Below are 16,624 nucleotides of genomic sequence, written 5' to 3'. Positions count from 1 at the left end.
AGGTTGGCCGGTTTTTGTATTCAAAGAGTCAAAAGCGCATTCATTTTTACCCACAGTTCGGCTCCTTGCTCTCCGTCCGTCCAGGGGATGAAATGCGGCCGCATCAAGTCATGCCAGTTATCGGGTGTGATGGGCGCCGGCCATGTTCTTCGCGTCACTCCGCTCGCGCTCGCCGATACCGGCCGTTCGTGATAGGAGAAGATCACCTCCTCATGCGCTCCGATCATATAGGTCGGATTGAAGCTGTTCGGCGTCTCCTCTTGTTTCGCGTAATGATAGAAGATGTAGCTGCCGTACATCTCCGGCTTCAGACGCGCCAGCGAGCCGATCCGTTCCCGGTCTTCGCAGCGGGCTTCCGGCGATTCTCCCTCCCCGTCGTGATAAATATCGAGCATCGGGACGACCAAGCGGCTTGTGCCGTCGCTTCCCCCGGGCCACGTCTCCAACATCGCCCGGCAAGCTGCCGGCCATTCCCACTTGAAGCTTTCGCCTGCCGTTTCAAAATAAAGAAACAAGCTGTCCCCCTTCTCGAATAGGGAACCGGCGAGCATCCCTTGCCGCTGGAGCTCCTGCCGCCACTCGGAGAGGGATTCCTCCAAAGCCAGGACGAATTTCTCCTTTGTTCTTTCCTTCAGTTGAGCTCTGTACATCCGTCTTTTCATGGTTCGATCCGATAAAATCGCCGGGCATTGCCCGCGCGAATTTCCCCTTTCTCCTCCTGAGAGAGTTCGTCAGGAAGCAGCTCCTCAAACAATTCGACGACATCTCCGTAACCCCCCGCCTGCAGAGCGACCGGCCAGTCGCTGCCGAATAGCAGCCGATCGCAGCCGAACAACCGGACCAGCTGCTCGACGTACGGCCGAAGCAGCTCCGAATGGGGACCACCGGCCATCGTGATCATGCCGGACAGCTTGACCGCCGTTTCCGGGAGCCGGGCCAGCCGTTCCATACCGCTTCGCCACGGCTCCGTCTGCCGCGTCCGTACAGCTGGGCAGCCCAGATGGTTGACGATCGCTTTCAATGCCGGCACCTCCTCCAGGTACGACGCGACGCCGTATAATTCCTCCTGCCGGACGAGCAGGTCCAGCGTCAACCCGGCCTGCCGCAAGCTGTCTAGCGCTGCCCGCAGCTTGCTTCGGTCGGCGGCGGGCAGATCGGAGCGAAACGCGCTGCCATTGATCCTGACCCCGATGAAACGGGGGTTCGACCGCAGCTGCGCGAGCTGCTCCTGGAACCGCTCCGCGAACGGATCGAGCCCGCCGCTTACGCCGGAGATGACCGGCCAGCTCTGCGACAGCTCCAGCAGGAAAGCCGCTTCCTCGGCCGTAGGCGCGGCCTGTACGGCGATAAGCCCCTCGACGCCGAACGTTCGAAGCGCCGGAAGCAGCCGCTCCGGCATATAATCCTGGCAGAGCAGCGCGTTTTCTGGCTTCAGCCAGCCGTAATCGCCGCGCGCCGGCTTCCAGAAATGCACGTGGCTGTCTATGTACATGGCGTTTCGTCCTCTTGCCCGCTCCGGCCGCTCAGCAGCGGATTGCCGGAATACGGGTTCGGCCACGGCATGTCATAGCTCGGCGAATTCGCATACCGCTCCATGCCGAGCTTGAGCCTTATGCCCGCTCCGGGCTTCAGGCCGACCGCCAGCCACTTGCCTTGAACCTCGGCGTACGGGCCTTGCGGAAGGCCGCCTGCGTCGAGCCGCTGCGCGCCGATGAACCGGTGCTCGCCGAACGTTCCAGCCTGAATGACGACCTCGCGTGCGTCAAACAGGCTGGTGTTGCAGAGCTGCAGCGTCACGCTGTCCGGCGCAAGCGCCTCTACCAGCGCGGATACGCCCTGCGGAAGTCCCGGCCGCCGCTCCGAGGCGTCGAAATAGCGCACCCGCGCATGCTGCAGGCCGCCGTGCGAGATATGCATCGGGCCGCCCAGCGTCAGCTGTACGAGCGACTCGAAGTAAAGCGGGCACATCTCCTGCCAAATATGAATGCTGGAGTAGTTTCCGTCGTGAAAGCCGCTGCTCCAGCCGCGCGGATCGCCCTGCTCCGAGCGCATCCGTTCCAGCTGCCGGCCGACGAGCTCCATATTGGCGGACAGGACGGCCTCCGGATAGTCCGGATTGCAGCCGCGAATATACTGGAACCACGGCTCCGTATTGCCGATATAGTGCTTCGTCTCCCGGCCCGTCCGGCTGTCTCGCCCCGATACGACCGGCACGATGATTTCATTCCAATCGTGATCCTTCGGAATCCGCTCGATCCGCTGCAAATCTTCTTCGGCCATCGACATCGTCCACAGATAGATCGGATACTTCGGCAGCGGCTTCCGCCAATCGCTCCAGCCGTTATCCCCGTGCTTGTTCGGAACGAGTGCCCGGCCGTTCTCGTCTCGGCGCAGCGCCCAGTTCGCGTCGAGCTGGGAACGGGCGAGCGCCAGCCGGCTCATGTCCCCCGTGAGCAGCACGGCGTTCATGCATGCGTTCGTAAGCGGCTCGATGATCGTCATGAAGCCGTGCGGCCATCTCCAGCCGTAGTACCCGCCCCACCATTTGCCGTCATTATATTCGCCGATCTCGCCGGACAGGCCGACATTATCCGGGATGATTCCTCCGTTGCGGCCGGTTCTCTCTTCCCAGGCTGCCAGATAATCGGTCACCCATTCGCGGAACGCTTCATCTCCCGTATGCATGTAGGCATGCGCGACCAATCCGCTGGCGTTCAAATTCAAAGGGACGTCCCCGCGGTTCATCCTCTCGTTCATCATCGCGATCAGCCGCCGGTATACATCGTCGTCCGACCAGCGGCATTTGCCCTTGGAATAATCGACGCCGGGAATGTCTTCATATGGTGCCGGATAATGATCTAGGATGCCGCGATGGGTGCTCCAATCCTCCGCAGTAGCTTGGAAGCGCGGCCCTTTGCTGCCGTTCAGAGGCGAGCGGATCAGCCGCAACGTTTTGTCGTAGTTCGGGGCGTCCGGGTCGTCGCCCGTATACATGCGGGCGAAACGAACCGAGCGCTGCCTGTCCTTCAATGTAGCCGGGCCCGCAAGCCCGAGAAAATACAAAAATAAATATCCTTCGCCATGATGCATCCAATCGTAATAGGCATCGAATTCGCGGTGAATTTGCCCATACTCCGTCCATTGCCACGTAATCGCTTCCCATATTTTGCGCGACGCATCGTGCAGCTCCCGGCTTCCCCCGAGCACGTAAAGCAGCGCCAGGTTCATAAACCCTTCGTACGGGTCGTCCGAGCCGTCCATCCCCGGCCATTCCTTCTGCCAGATCAGGCTTCCGTCCGGCTGCGTGTAGCGCTCCACGAACTCCTTCGCCGCCTGATTCAGCGTTTGCAGCAGCCACTGCTCCTGCAGCGCCCATGCCGGCGGAACCATCCGTTCCCCCGCTTCGATCCGCGGAAGTCCGCTTTCTTGTGCGTTCATATCGCTTCCCCCTATTCCGCCGGAAACAGGCTCTTGCCCTGAAACAGGGCATATACCCGGCTAAGCTCGTCAGGCGCCAGCCCCCGCCCGTCGCAATACGCCATGTTCGTCCGCAGCACCTCGCAAGTGGCGGCGCCGGTCAGCGTAACATGAATGGCCGGCTGCGATAGACTGAAGCGCATCGCCGGCTCGACGAGCCCGTGCGGCTCCTTCGTTCGCAAAAACCGCAGCTGCTCGATGCGCTGCGCCGCCTCCGTCACGATGTCGCTCCTCAGGAACGGCGCCGGCGTGTCCGCAAGCAAGCCGAGTCCCAGCACGCTGCCGTTGACGACCCCGATCCCGTTCTCCGCTGTGAGCGGAAGCAGCTCGTCCTTGGCCGTATGGTCGATCAGCATATACCGCGCATAAAATTGGATGCTGTCGAACCGGTTCAGCCTGACAAAGCGCATCAGAAGCGGCAGTATTCTCGTCGAGACGCCGATATACCGGATCTTCCCGTCGTCCCGCAGCTTCTCGAGCGCCGGAAGCGTCTCGTTCACAAGCGTCTCATAAGGCGCCTGCTCGGCATCGTGAATTTGCAGCAAATCGATCCAGTCGGTCTGCAGCCGCTCCAGACTTTGCTCGACGGACCGGATCGTATCCGCATAACCGAACGACTCGTCCGGGCCGACCGCTTTCGAAGCCAGAACGACCCCGTTCCGTTTCCCGTCTCGCAGCGCTTGCCCGATCCGCCGCTCCGATTCGCCTCTATTGTAACGGGGAGCCGTATCGATAAAATTGATGCCGCCGTCGATCGCTTCATGGATCATCTTCTCGACTTCGCGCTCATCGGCGGGGCCGAAAACGCCCGCCAGCGGAGCGCCGCCAAGCCCGAGCTTTGATACGCGAAGCCCCGTTCGGCCAAATGTCGTATACTCCATACTTTTATCCCTCCTACTGTAGATTGTAAAGATCATCCCTTATAATGAAATAGCCAGAGTTCCACATCTTATAGCATATCTTCTCTACATGTTCGAAAGGCGGAGCGGTCGTTATGGAATTTATTTATACGGAGCCGATCGGACTGGCCGATCTCGCAGTGCTCGAGGTCGGCACGCAGGCATGCCCGCCGGATATGAAGTTCGGACCGGCCGTGCGCGATATGTACATCCTCCATTACATTCACAGCGGATACGGTACCTATTCCGCAGAAGGCCGCAGCGTGCCGGTCGGCCCGGGCGAATTGTTCCTTGTCGTTCCGGACATCGTTCATTCTTATTGGGCGGATCCTGCCGAGCCTTGGCATTATTCGTGGTTCGGTTTTGCCGGCGCCATGGCGGCCCGTCTCAGCAAGCAGGCCGGCTTCACCGGTCCCGCTCCCGTCCGGACTCCGGATCCGTCCATCTCGATCGATCCGCTGTTCCGCAATTTGTTGAGCCTTCGCGAGGCGCCGGCCAAAGAGCTCCTTCTTACCGGACTGCTGTACCAAATATTCGGTATGCTGGCCATTCCGGACGATACGCCGCCGCTGAGAACCGACGTCGGTCTCCACGTGCGGAAAGCCGTCGCCTTCATCAATGCCCGTTACGCCGATCCTATCGGGCTTGCCGACATTGCCGCCCACGTCGGGCTGGACGCCAAATACGTATGCCGCCTCTTTCAGCAGCGCTTGTCCATGTCGCCTTACCGGTATTTGACCGATCTGCGGATGCGGAAGGCATGCCGCCTTCTGCGCAGCCAGCTGCTTGGGATCGCTGAAATCGCCCGCTCCGTCGGGTATCTGGACCCGCTTCTCTTTTCACGGATGTTTAAACGAACGGTCGGCCTTTCTCCTTCCGCTTATAGAGAGAAGGCTAGACAGGAGAACAGCGGCATAAAGTAGCGAGAACGGTTAGACAAAATGCGCCGGCATATTTCGGAGATTCCTGCTTCGCTGCGTCCATTTCAAAAAAAGAAAGGCTGAACCGTGTTAACCCTGTTCAGCCCTTCTTATTTCACAAGCATATGGCGGCTATAAAGGAATGATCGATTTAGGCTTGGGGATAGCCGCCACGAATGGTCCCCAATAAGCCGACAGGCACCTGCCGACAACATAATCGCCGTTCCTTTTGCCTATCTTACAGCCGCTCCCTCGCGCTCCCGCACGAACTGCAAAAACGCTTCGACCGACAGCGGCTTGCTGATTAAATATCCTTGCGCTTCGTCGCAAGCCTGCTCCCGCAAAAACCGGAGCTGCTCCTCGTCCTCCACTCCCTCGGCGACGACGCGCAGCTTGAGCGCCCTCGCCATGTGCAGGATAGCCGTTACGATCGCCGCATCATCCTCCTCGGCCAGCGCACGTACAAACGATTGGTCGATTTTCAGCGTATCGATCGGGAACTTTCGCAAGTAGCCCAGCGAGGAGTAACCGGTACCAAAATCGTCGATGGAAACGGCGATACCCAATTCCTTCAGCTCGCGCAGCACGGCAATCGCTTGCTTCGTATTGCGCATCATGCTGTTCTCCGTTATTTCCAGCTCCAGATAGCGCGGCTCGAGCCCGCTTTCGCCAAGAATTTCTTTGACGCTGTCCGTAAAACCCGATTGCTGAAAATGGATCGCCGATATGTTGACGGCTACGCGCATCGGCTGAACGCCGGCTTTCTGCCACGCCTTGTTTTGCCTGCAGGCCTCCGCCAGCGTCCACTTGCCGAGCGCCACAATCAAGCCGCGTTCCTCCGCAAGCGGTATAAAACGGCCCGGCGAAATTTGCCCGAGCTCCGGATCGTTCCAGCGGGCAAGCGCCTCCATGCTGCCGATGCGTCCGTCCGCCAAATTCAGCTTCGGCTGATAATGCAGCTCAAGTTGGCCGGATTCCAGCGCCTTGCGAAGCTTCGTCTCGAGAAAAAGCAGCTCTTCCGCTCCCTCTCCCATCGAGAAGCGGTAAATAGCGGCGGCGCTTTCCCCTCGCTCCTTCGAATGATACATCGCGATATCCGCATGCTTGAGCAGCGAACCGATATCGTCTCCGTGCTCGGGAAACAGACTGATCCCCAAGCTCACCGTAACGAAAAACTCATTGCCGTCGATGACGAAGCTTTCGTCAAAAACGGAGAGCAGCTCATTGTACGTACGCCGGATCGTCCCTTCTTCCCCTTTGTTCACGGGCAGCAGCATCGCAAATTCGTCTCCGCCCCAGCGAAACAAGCTCCCGCTTATGGACGAAACGCGCTCGAGCCTGCTTGCCGCCTCGATCAGCAGCGCATCGCCGACCGTATGGCCAAGGCTGTCGTTGATGCTCTTGAACCTGTCGATATCGAGAAACAGCAGAGCCAGCTTTCTTCCTTCCTCGCGAGCCCTGTCGACTTCCTCCGCCAGCCGCTCCTCGAACATTCTCCGGTTCGGCAGACCGGTAACCGCATCATGATAAGCCATATGCCGGATCGTTTCCTCCGCTTTTTTCTGCTCGGTGATGTCCGTCCGGATGGCGATATATTGGTAAGGCGCGCCCCGCTGGTCGAGAAAGGGGACGATCGTCGTTTTGACCCAGTACAAGCTTCCGTCTTTGGCCTGATTGCAGATTTGCCCGTTCCAGACGCGCCCGCTCTGAACCGTCTCCCACAGCTCGCGGAAAAAGCTTTTCGGATGATGGCCGGAGTTGATGATCCGATGATCCTTGCCCAGCAGCTCCTCGCGCGAATACTTCGATATTTTGCAAAACTGCTCGTTCACGAAAATAATTTTCCCCCGGCGATCGGTCACGGCCACGATTGATGATTGATCGAGCGCATATTTAATATCCTTAAGCTCCTTCAGCATACGTTGGAACTGCAAGTCATGATTTAACTGGATTCTGGACTTGGCTTGTACGCTCATGTTCCCCACCCTAACCCCTCCAACCTGTCCGTCAAAACGCTTTCGCTCTTATTGTAACAGGAGCATATCGGCCGTCGCTCGGTCTGAATCGGAATATTTTGTTACGATTTTTGCCACAAGATTACCGCATGCCGGCGTTTAGCGCAAGTTTAGAAACGTACCCGGGCCGAACCCGTGAATCAGGTCCCCGATTACATTCCGAAAGGGATTGATGAAGCCGCGATAACGAAAGCAAACACGGATACCGACTCGTTATGCATGGACCGTGCGCCTAGTGGAGAAAACCTTACTGTTCATGAGGCTGTCCGCATTATTCCACCGGTAAAATGCGTTTGGATAGTTGCATGCCTCATACGGATCCGATCCGACACTGCTCAAAAAGAAAACGCCGGCATCGCGGCCGGCGTCGTTTGTTTACATATTTTACAGCAGTTCTTTACGCAGCTGCTCCGGCGATTTCGGCGACAGCAGCCCGAACGGGATATCGAAAACCGTTTTGGCGCCGGTTTGGCCTTGCTTGGCCAGCTTGGCGGCCGCTCTCGCGTAAGCGACGAGTACGCTTGCGGTAAATTCCGGGTTACTGTCCAGCTTCAGCCCGAATTCGATGATCTGCGTGCTGGATGTACCCGTTTTTCCGCTGCGGAATACAAGCCCGCCATGCGGCATTGTCGAATGGTTCGCTTTCAGCTCTTCCTCGGAGATGAACGTTACCGTCGTGTCGTAGTCGGAGAAATAGTTCGGCATCGAGACGATCGCTTGCTCGATCGCTTTCAAATCGGCGCCCTCTTCCGCAACTACATAGCAATCTCTCAGATGCTTCTCGCGAGTGGTCAACGTCGGGTTCGATCCGGAACGCACCTTCGCGACGGCTTCATCGCTCGGAATCGTATACTGTACGCCATTCTTGACGCCAGGAACGCGGCGGATCGCGTCGGAATGCCCTTGGCTGACGCCTTTGCCCCAGAACGTGTACTCGTTGCCTTCCGGCAAAATCGCTTCAGCCAGCATCCGGTTCAGGGAGAACAAGCCCGGATCCCACCCGGTGGAGATCACGCTGATATAACCGCCTTGCTTCGCAGCGGCATCAACCTTCTCGAAGTATTCGGGAATTTTCGCATGCGTATCGAAGCTATCGACGGTATTGAACATTTTGGCGAAAACAGGTCCTTGCTCCGGAAGATCGGTTGCGGAACCGCCGCACAAAATCATAACGTCCAGCTTGCCGATGTAGGCCTCCGCTTCGGATACGTGCAGCATTTTGGCGCCGTTTCCTTGGTTGACCTGCTCGGGCTGCCTGCGAGTGAAAATAGCTTCCAACTGCATATCGGGGTTTTGCTTAATGGCCATTTCTACACCGCGGCCCAAATTGCCATAGCCTACGATGCCTACTTTTAACGTTTCGCTCATAGTATGCTTTCCTCTCTTTACTAACGCGTGTGAATAGTCCTGTCCTATTATAACAACTTTGATGTTAATTACGAAAGCTGTCGCATGTCATTTCCAGCTTATTGTGCAAATTATTGTATACAAAATGCAAATGAACATGTACGTTACTTTTCGCTTATTTTGCGCTTCGTATCCTCCCTCTCGTTCACCTTCGGCACTTCCCTGGCGCCGTTTGTAATTGGATAAACGGAAAAAATCGTTACAACCAATTTTTTATTTTGCGGTGCGGGATCAGAAAAGCTATTCTGAAGTGTGGGAGACGACAATAAACTTTCCCACTATTGGAGGAAAACACAAATGACCACCGCTACACCATCCATGTCGAGCTTCATTCGCAACCGGTTCGTGCAGGCCATCCTGCTGTCCGGACTGTTTCTGCAAATCGGCATTTGGGTGCGCAATTTTGCCGTTCTGCTATTCGTCATGGATCAGACCAACAACGATCCGTTCGCCGTTTCGATGATTTCGGTCGCGGAATTCGCGCCTATCTTTATATTTTCGTTCATCGGCGGAACGTTTGCCGACCGCTGGCGTCCCAAACGGACGATGATCTGGTGCGACTTGCTCAGCGCCGCGTCGATTTTTGCCGTCATGTTTACGCTTGTGTACGGCTCGTGGAAAGCCGTATTTCTCGCTACGCTGATTTCGGCGATCTTGTCGCAATTCTCGCAGCCGTCAGGCATGAAGCTGTTCAAGCTCCACGTGCCCGAGGAGCAAATGCAGCTAGGGATGTCCATGTATCAAACCATGTTTGCCGTCTTCATGATTTTGGGCCCGGTTCTCGGTACGTTCGTCTACCATCAGTTCGGAATCGACGTCGCGATCGGCGTGATGGGCGTCGCCTTTTTACTGTCGGCTGCCGCGCTCACCTTTTTGCCCGCCGACCGTGAGCTGGGAGACGATAAGCCGCAAACGACGCTCAAGCAAGAAATGGCGGCGGGCTTCCGTTACGTGCTCTCTAGCAAGCTCCTTACGCTGCTCGGCGTTTCGTTCGCAGCAGCGGGCTTGGCAATAGGACTGGCGCAGCCGCTTACCGTCTTTCTCGTTACGGAACGCCTCGATTTGCCGAAAGAGAATTTACAATGGTTTTTGACCCTGAACGGCGTCGGGATGATTATCGGCGGCGTGATGGCCATGGCGATGTCCAAAAAAATGCTTCCGCAAAAAATGCTCATGCTGGGCATGGCCGTCGATGCCGTGATGTTCTCGGTATGCGGACTATCGACGGTTACATGGATTACGATGACTGCGCAATTCTTAAGCGGACTTGTCCTGCCGAGCATTCAGATCGGCATCAATACGATGATTTTGAAAAATACCGGGCAGGAATTCGTCGGCCGCGTCAACGGCATTCTGACCCCGCTGTTCATGGGCTCGATGGTGATCACGATGAGCTCGGCCGGCGTGCTGAAAAACGCGCTGTCGCTTATGGGCGTTTTCCAAATATCCGCAATCTTGTTCGTCATCGGTCTCTTGGTGCTGCTGCCGATATTCAACTACTCCGGCAGGAAAGAGCCGGAAACGGCCAATTCACAACCGGCTTCACAACCGTCAGGAAACTAGGGCGTGTCTGAATACTCCGAGGGGAGCAGATTTTGCCGAATTTTCGTTCTAGGCAAGGCGCGTTTGAGAAGGCGTACCGGGGGTACGGTGAGCAAACGGAACGCAGCATAGGGCGAAAAGGCGGTGAAAGATGACCCCGAGCGGGTTTTCAGACACGCCCTAGACCGGAACCGGAAGAAGCTTTCAAATCCGCTGCCTACGCGGAGATGAAGGCTTCTTTTCTGGCTTCACGCCGGCTCCGCCGATTTCAATCCTCCAGCAGCATGCGCAGCATCCGCTCCCGGTTATTGACGAATTGCTTCGTCACCGCAAAATGCTCCGTTTCCTCAAGCTCCACCCGTTCGAGGCCTTCCTCCCTTAGTTGAAAAATCCATGCATCCGGGTATGCCATCAAAATCGGCGAATGCGTCGCGATAATAAATTGCGAACGGTCGCGCACCAGTTCATCGATGCGGCGCAGCATCGCAAGCTGGCGCGTCGGCGACAAGGCCGCCTCAGGCTCGTCCAAAATGTAGAGCCCCCTTCCGCCGAAACGATGCAGGAACGTGGAGAAGAACGACTCGCCGTGCGACTGCTCGTGCAGGGATACCCCACCGTATGAATTGATGATGGGGCCTCCCGGGCCTGGCTCCCTGTCCATATCGTCGATATTGGAAGCGAGATTATAGTAGCTTTCCGCCCGGAAAAAGAAGCCGTCCTTCGGGCGGTTTATGCCCCTGACCAGCTTGATGTAGCGGTACAGCTCGGAATGAGAGGCCTTGGTCGAAAACGAAAAGTTAAGCGTCCCGCCCTCGGGATTGAAGCCCCATGCCACGGCGATCGCTTCCATCAGCGTCGATTTCCCGGTTCCGTTCTCCCCGACGATAAAAGTTACCTTCGGATGAAAAGCCAAGCCTTCCATTTTGCGTACGGCCGGCAAGCGGAACGGATACTCGGCGAAGGAGGGAACCTGCTCCCGCAGCAATTCGACCTGCCGCAAATACATATCCATTTGGCGCAGCGCCATTACGGGCACACCCTTTCTTCCGAATTTTTACCGCCTACAAGGAACCCGCGGCGAACGCGTCATCCCGTATCATTACCGATCGATAACCTACAGGAATTTACTAGTAACGTGTCATCCCGTATTTTTTGCCGTCCTATCCTTTGAGGAATTACCGTTAACCCGTTATCCCCGTATGTCGCCGCCCTGATTATTTCGAAGAGCCTGCAGCAAATCCCCGAATCCAATATCTTTGCACGGCTGTGCCATGCTCGTCGATTCCCTCCGATTCAAGAATGCCGCCGTTATTCATAATGGTTCCGGCCGAAGCCACATTTGATTTGTCGCAGGTAAGAAGCACCTTTTCGAGCCCCATACCGGCGGCCTTTTCAAGCGCCAGCCGAAGCAGCTCCGTCGCAAATCCTTTACGCCTGGCGCTCGGTCTGATTCCGTACCCGATATGCCCGCCTATATGCAGAAGCCGGTCGTTAAGCCGATGCCGGATATTGACGGCTCCAATAACCTTGCGCGTATCGTCGACCAGCCAAAAAGTCGAATGCTCCACGAAAGTATCAGGTACGTTCTTCCCTTCACGAAAGCCGAGCAGCTCGCTTACCATCGCCGGAAAATCGCCCGCATCCATATACAGCACGAAGGGGACAAGCTTCTCGCCCGCAGCATGCCATTCGGCGAGCATGTCGAGATATTCGTCTTTATAGTCAACCGTCGGCTCGATCAGTTTAACCGCCATCATGAACCAGCTCCTTCCTTTCTGCCATTATACCCTTCCGCTTACCGTCAAGGAAACTCTCCCATGGCTCACACTGCATCGCCGCCGCTAAGTTGGCCCAGCGGGATTGCACTTTCCGGCGGATACGAAAAAAACGCCCGGACAAGCGCGATTTGCATCGCCTGACGCGGACGTTTATTGTTTCTTATAATCGGGCGCTATAATGCCGTGATAAACGATCGAGTAAATTTGCTCGCTCGTCGAACGAAGCTCGCTTAATGTCTGAAGGACCTGCGGCTGCATGAAATATTGCTTCAGCCCTATCATGAACACAAGCAGAACATGCGGGGAAATATCCTTGCGCAGCATTCCTAGCTGCTGCCCTTGGAAAATAAGCCGCTCGGCTTCAGGCACGAAACGCTCCTGCGTGTAGCTCATCAATTTTTGGACCAGCGCCGGGTAATCGGCCAAATCCTTCATAAATACTTCGGAGATTTCGTCCTGCTCCCAGAAAGCCGTCAGCTTCTCCAGTGCGTCCAGAGGATCCTTGGCATTGTCGATCGTGCTGCGGAATTTGGCGTAGATATCTTCCGCAAATTGCTGGACGACCTGCTCAAGCAGTCCCTCCTTGCTTTGAAAATATTTGTATATCGTCATTTTGGACACAGGTACCGTTTCCGCGATTTGCTCCATGCTCGTGCTTTGAATGCCGTTCTTCATGAACAATTCGCGCCCGGCCGCCAAAATTCGCTCCCGCTTGCTTTTCACGAAAATCCTCCTTGCTGATCCGACAAGGCGGCGCCGCGTCAAATATCCTGGCGCTTGAATATAGCCGCCCCCAACGCTATTCCGCAGACATATATTCCTAAAGTAACGATAACCCCGCCGGCTGTCAAGCTGTGCTTCGTTACGATATGTTCCGTAGAAAAGGCGGTAAACAAGCTCAGATCGGCCATCCGGTCCAATTGCTCGCTCATGCCGGCAACCAGGTTAAGGAGGAAGGAAACCAGCACGATCCCGATTCCGAGGGAGAGCGCCGCCCGTTCCGATTTCAGAAATATCGTAATGACGTAACCGATGCCCATAAAAGCCAAAGTGATCAAATATCCCGCCGCAATCAGACCCAAAATGACGCCGGGATGTTCCACATCCGTAGTAGCGGCTCCGGTCGCTAGAACGACGAGGAAGCTGAGAACGGCGATCGCCGTTACTTGCAGCCATTGCGCTGCCGCCTTCGAGGCATAAACGGCTTGACGCGAGTAAGGCAAGGCGAACAGCGCTTCCGCAGTCTGCTGGTCGCGCTCTTTGGCGATGCCGACGCTTGCCCATATGGAGGCAAAAGCGCCCAGCAGCAGGATATAGAACATATACGGCTCCCCGCTCATCCAGCCCTCGAAGCTAGCCATCAGCTCGACGCGGATGCCGAAGCCCTCCAGCAGGCCTTGCGGCATTGATTTAAGCGTTTCGAGAAGCTGTTGGTTATTCGTATACGTATCGGCAAGACCGGCGAACATGGCCTGAAACAAAATAATAATGGCGGCGGCGATCCAGAAGCTGCGGCGGTTAACCCGGAGCTCCTGCCGAATCAGATTCCATTTCATTTGCCATCCCCCCGATCTTTCCGGTAATAATCCATGAACAGCTCCTCCAGCGTCGGCTTTTGGATCGTAATATCGCGGATGTCATAGCGGGAAATCGCTTGAAGCGTATCATGGATGCTTCGGCGCGACGTGAACGTATGGACGCCGGCCTCGTACCGCACGTCAGGATCGAGCTCCCACAATCCATAAGCCTCCGTCCGATCCCCCGGCTCCGTAAATTGCACCGCATACGTACGTTTGCTGCCGCCTGAGATTTCATCGATTCGCGACGTCCGGATAATGCTTCCTTCCCGGATGATCGCCACGCGATCGCATACCTTTTCCACCTCGTTCAGAACGTGCGTCGAGAAAAAAACCGTCATCCCTTCCGCATTAAGCTGCTTGAGCAAATCGAAAAAAGCATGCTGGACGAGCGGATCGAGTCCCGAGGTCGGTTCGTCCAGAATGAGCAGCTTAGGCCGGTGCAGCAAGCTTAGGATGATGCCCAGCTTTTTACGGTTGCCCAGCGAGTACGACTTCACCGTTTTGTCCATATCGTATTGAAGAAGCTCGGCGTATGCCGCCGCGTCCGTTCGTGATAGCTCCAAGCCATGCGCCCGGGCCGCCCATTCCAGCAGCTGCCTGCCGGTCATATCCTTATACAGGTTGATTTCGGACGGCAAGTAGCCGATGCGCTTGCGCAGCTCCGGCATTTCCCCCTCCACCTTGCTGCCGAACAGCATGATTTCTCCCGAGGTCGGATACGCCAGCTGCATCAGCATGCGAATCGTCGTTGACTTTCCGGCCCCGTTCGGCCCGATGAAACCGAATATTTCCCCTTCCTCCACTTGCAGGTTGATGTCCGACACGCCGCGCGACTTCCCGTACCGCTTCGTTAAATTCCGGGTTGCCAAGATGCTCAATGCCTTCACCCACTTTGTACTTTATTTGTTTGTTAAGTACATTTTATTATCAAAATTATTAATTGTAAATAATATTTGTACTAAAATTATTTTTAAAGTACATACATTATTGCGAAGAAACATAACTGCTCCGGAACAGCTTTCCCGGTCTGCAAAGCGCGTTCATCGAACTTATATGCAGCAGCTTGAATGAATGAAATCAGCAAACAATCATTGTTGGGATTCATAATATATGGTAAAATTATTTTATTCGTATATTTGAAGACAATACTTCACATATTATAAAGGGTTATCCACTTCACTCAAGATACTCTTTATGATGTGTGATTTTTTTTCTTCACACGATATGAGTACAACACTATTTGGAGGTTTTCGATCAATGGAAACAGGAACGGTTAAATGGTTTAACGCGGAAAAAGGATTTGGCTTCATCGAAGTGGAAGGCGGCAAAGACGTATTCGTACACTTCAGCGCCATTCAAGGCGAAGGCTTCAAATCCCTTGACGAAGGACAACGCGTGCAATTCGATGTTGTTCAGGGCAACCGCGGACCACAAGCGGAAAATGTAGTAAAACTGTAATAGTTTTACTTGATCCTACGTACATTAAATTGATGGACTGTCCGGACGGGCAGTTCTTTTTCAATCTTGCCTTGTGAAAGGTACTACTTAAGGAGGGGTTCCGTCATGTATTTCTCTAAGAAAGCATTCGAACCGATTCAAGAACAAGAAACGTCCGTGTGGATGTGTACGACGGATCGATGTTCAGGCTGGATGCGGGAAGATTTCGCTTTTGAGAAAAGCCCGAGCTGCCCCTTTTGTCACGCCGACATGGTGAAAGATACGAAAATGCTGCCTCCGCTGTCCAACTACACCCAGAAGAAGTAGCGACAGCCGACCATGGTAATACGAATTGTCCCGTTCAAGGGTTATTCGTATTTCGGTTGAGCGACCGGTGATGCCAAAACCCGGAATGTCAAGCGGGGCCTGCACGAGAATCCATTTCGGAATTGCAGTCCCCCGCTTTTGGCCGGTTCATTAACGGCCCAAAAAAACCTTCGCCCCATTCTAAATAGGGTGAAGGTTTTTTTAGTTTACGCCGAAAAACATATCGTGGATGCGGCTTTACATGCGGTAAACGCCGGCGTTTATCCTTGAGGTTCCGTCCGCAAGCACAAGAGAACCTGACGGGTAAATCTCCCCTTGTGCGCTTCGCAGCGATCCGTAATCCTGAAGCCTGCACGGCGGACGGCGTCGTCAATGGGCTCGGTCGACACAATGACGGCCCTTGGCGCCAGTCTTCGGACGCCTTCCAGCATCGAGAGCTGATCGTCCTGCGATAGTTTAGAGCATAAATTATAGGGCATATCGACAATTGCCGCATCATAACGGCCCGACAATTCCTTTACGTCTCCGATGGCCACGATATCCGGCAGCCCAAAATGTTGCAAATTCGTCCGCGCTCCGCGAACGGCCAACGGATTTATATCGAAGCCGGCCATGTCGATGCCCATGGACAGCGCCTCGACCAGCACCGTCCCGATACCGCAGCACGGATCGACCGCCTTGATGCCCGCCGGCTCCGGCACGGCGATGTTGGCGATGGCTCTTGCCATGCGCGTGCTTAGGGCGGTCGAATAATTTTGCGGCTTCTTCGCGTGATGCAGCCAAACGGCTTCGTTCCGGGCGCATTCCCCGAACAGCCACCTGCCGCCGCTGCTAACGATACCGAACAGCCGGTCGGGGCAACGCATGTCCGCTTTGCCGCGAATGTGCAGGCCGACAGTCCGCTCAATCGCCCGCGCGCCCTCGTAGTCGACACCGTCGCCGGCAGCAAAAACAACTTTAAACGTTTCTCCCTGCAGCCGCAGCCCCTCTACCTGGCCGGCCAGCGCCTCTAGGCTTTCGGCGGCATGCGTTACCGCGATACGTTTTTTGACGAACGGGCTCCTGCTCGGATCAACGGCCATTTGACTCAACACAATTCCCTCGGACGGCTCCGCGCCGAGGAGCGTCGCAAGCTCCAGCCGGCACAGCTCCGTTTCGTCTTCATGACAGGCATACGTATAAACGTAGGCCGGCAAATGGTCCGCACCTTCCACAGAATCGTTCCTTCCCCCAGCAAATCGC

The 16,624-nt window shown here is 55.6% G+C and carries 16 protein-coding genes; 4 read left to right on the top strand and 12 right to left on the bottom strand.

Annotated features, from left to right (window positions below):
* Positions 1-20: 20 nt before the first annotated feature.
* The 4 genes from DQG23_RS16715 to DQG23_RS16700 are packed head-to-tail and all read right to left on the bottom strand — an operon-like array spanning position 21 to position 4,358.
* Positions 21-662: a hypothetical protein gene (locus DQG23_RS16715; RefSeq protein ID WP_113032008.1), complete on the bottom strand. Its 642-nt coding sequence runs from the start codon at positions 660-662 to the stop codon at positions 21-23.
* On the bottom strand, positions 659-1,492 hold the full coding sequence (locus DQG23_RS16710; protein WP_113032007.1) for an amidohydrolase family protein: 834 nt from the start codon (positions 1,490-1,492) through the stop codon (positions 659-661). Before DQG23_RS16710 ends, DQG23_RS16715 begins: the two co-directional genes overlap by 4 nt.
* Complete coding sequence (locus DQG23_RS16705) at positions 1,483-3,438, bottom strand: DUF8034 domain-containing protein (RefSeq protein WP_113032006.1); 1,956 nt, start codon at positions 3,436-3,438, stop codon at positions 1,483-1,485. Before DQG23_RS16705 ends, DQG23_RS16710 begins: the two co-directional genes overlap by 10 nt.
* 11 nt (positions 3,439-3,449) lie before the next feature.
* A complete protein-coding gene (locus tag DQG23_RS16700; RefSeq protein WP_113032005.1) occupies positions 3,450-4,358 on the bottom strand; it encodes an aldo/keto reductase in 909 nt (302 codons plus the stop codon).
* A 113-nt stretch (positions 4,359-4,471) separates the two neighbouring features.
* On the opposite strand from DQG23_RS16700, the gene DQG23_RS16695 reads away from it, so the two are divergent.
* Positions 4,472-5,299: an AraC family transcriptional regulator gene (locus tag DQG23_RS16695; RefSeq protein WP_113032004.1), complete on the top strand. Its 828-nt coding sequence runs from the start codon at positions 4,472-4,474 to the stop codon at positions 5,297-5,299.
* Between the two features lie 230 nt (positions 5,300-5,529).
* Here the strand turns inward: DQG23_RS16695 and DQG23_RS16690 are convergent, their stop codons facing one another.
* Both DQG23_RS16690 and DQG23_RS16685 read right to left on the bottom strand, forming a co-directional pair.
* Positions 5,530-7,272 carry a putative bifunctional diguanylate cyclase/phosphodiesterase gene (locus tag DQG23_RS16690; protein WP_113032165.1) on the bottom strand — a complete coding sequence of 581 codons (1,743 nt, stop codon included), beginning with the start codon at positions 7,270-7,272 and terminating at the stop codon, positions 5,530-5,532.
* Positions 7,273-7,695: 423 nt separating this feature from the next.
* A complete protein-coding gene (locus DQG23_RS16685; RefSeq protein WP_113032003.1) occupies positions 7,696-8,679 on the bottom strand; it encodes a diaminopimelate dehydrogenase in 984 nt (327 codons plus the stop codon).
* A 336-nt stretch (positions 8,680-9,015) separates the two neighbouring features.
* Here DQG23_RS16685 and DQG23_RS16680 point away from each other — a divergent pair, with 336 nt between their 5' ends.
* Positions 9,016-10,281, top strand: coding sequence for an MFS transporter (locus tag DQG23_RS16680; protein WP_113032002.1), 1,266 nt, complete (start codon positions 9,016-9,018; stop codon positions 10,279-10,281).
* A 247-nt stretch (positions 10,282-10,528) separates the two neighbouring features.
* On the opposite strand, the gene DQG23_RS16675 is transcribed toward DQG23_RS16680, so the two are convergent.
* The 5 genes from DQG23_RS16675 to DQG23_RS16655 form a co-directional block, all read right to left on the bottom strand.
* On the bottom strand, positions 10,529-11,287 hold the full coding sequence (locus DQG23_RS16675; protein ID WP_113032001.1) for an AAA family ATPase: 759 nt from the start codon (positions 11,285-11,287) through the stop codon (positions 10,529-10,531).
* Between the two features lie 187 nt (positions 11,288-11,474).
* Positions 11,475-12,014, bottom strand: coding sequence for a GNAT family N-acetyltransferase (locus DQG23_RS16670; RefSeq protein ID WP_113032164.1), 540 nt, complete (start codon positions 12,012-12,014; stop codon positions 11,475-11,477).
* Between the two features lie 174 nt (positions 12,015-12,188).
* The gene (locus tag DQG23_RS16665) at positions 12,189-12,761 is read right to left on the bottom strand and encodes a TetR/AcrR family transcriptional regulator (RefSeq protein ID WP_113032000.1); all 573 of its coding nucleotides are present in this window, start codon (positions 12,759-12,761) and stop codon (positions 12,189-12,191) included.
* A gap of 38 nt (positions 12,762-12,799) precedes the next feature.
* Positions 12,800-13,594, bottom strand: coding sequence for an ABC transporter permease subunit (locus DQG23_RS16660; protein ID WP_113031999.1), 795 nt, complete (start codon positions 13,592-13,594; stop codon positions 12,800-12,802).
* Positions 13,591-14,496: an ABC transporter ATP-binding protein gene (locus DQG23_RS16655; RefSeq protein WP_113031998.1), complete on the bottom strand. Its 906-nt coding sequence runs from the start codon at positions 14,494-14,496 to the stop codon at positions 13,591-13,593. The genes DQG23_RS16660 and DQG23_RS16655 overlap by 4 nt, the downstream gene beginning before the upstream one ends.
* A 379-nt stretch (positions 14,497-14,875) precedes the next feature.
* Here DQG23_RS16655 and DQG23_RS16650 point away from each other — a divergent pair, with 379 nt between their 5' ends.
* Positions 14,876-15,076, top strand: coding sequence for a cold-shock protein (locus tag DQG23_RS16650; RefSeq protein WP_113031997.1), 201 nt, complete (start codon positions 14,876-14,878; stop codon positions 15,074-15,076).
* A 105-nt stretch (positions 15,077-15,181) separates the two neighbouring features.
* On the top strand, positions 15,182-15,382 hold the full coding sequence (locus tag DQG23_RS16645; protein WP_113031996.1) for a cold-shock protein: 201 nt from the start codon (positions 15,182-15,184) through the stop codon (positions 15,380-15,382).
* Between the two features lie 260 nt (positions 15,383-15,642).
* On the opposite strand, the gene DQG23_RS16640 is transcribed toward DQG23_RS16645, so the two are convergent.
* On the bottom strand, positions 15,643-16,596 hold the full coding sequence (locus DQG23_RS16640; protein WP_238177914.1) for a TRM11 family SAM-dependent methyltransferase: 954 nt from the start codon (positions 16,594-16,596) through the stop codon (positions 15,643-15,645).
* Between the last annotated feature and the right edge of the window lie 28 nt (positions 16,597-16,624).

The organism is Paenibacillus contaminans (genome assembly GCF_003285015.1).
Lineage (GTDB): Bacteria > Bacillota > Bacilli > Paenibacillales > NBRC-103111 > Paenibacillus_V > Paenibacillus_V contaminans.
Note: the sequence above shows the minus strand (reverse complement) of the source record. Positions and strands in the feature narration are given on the sequence as shown.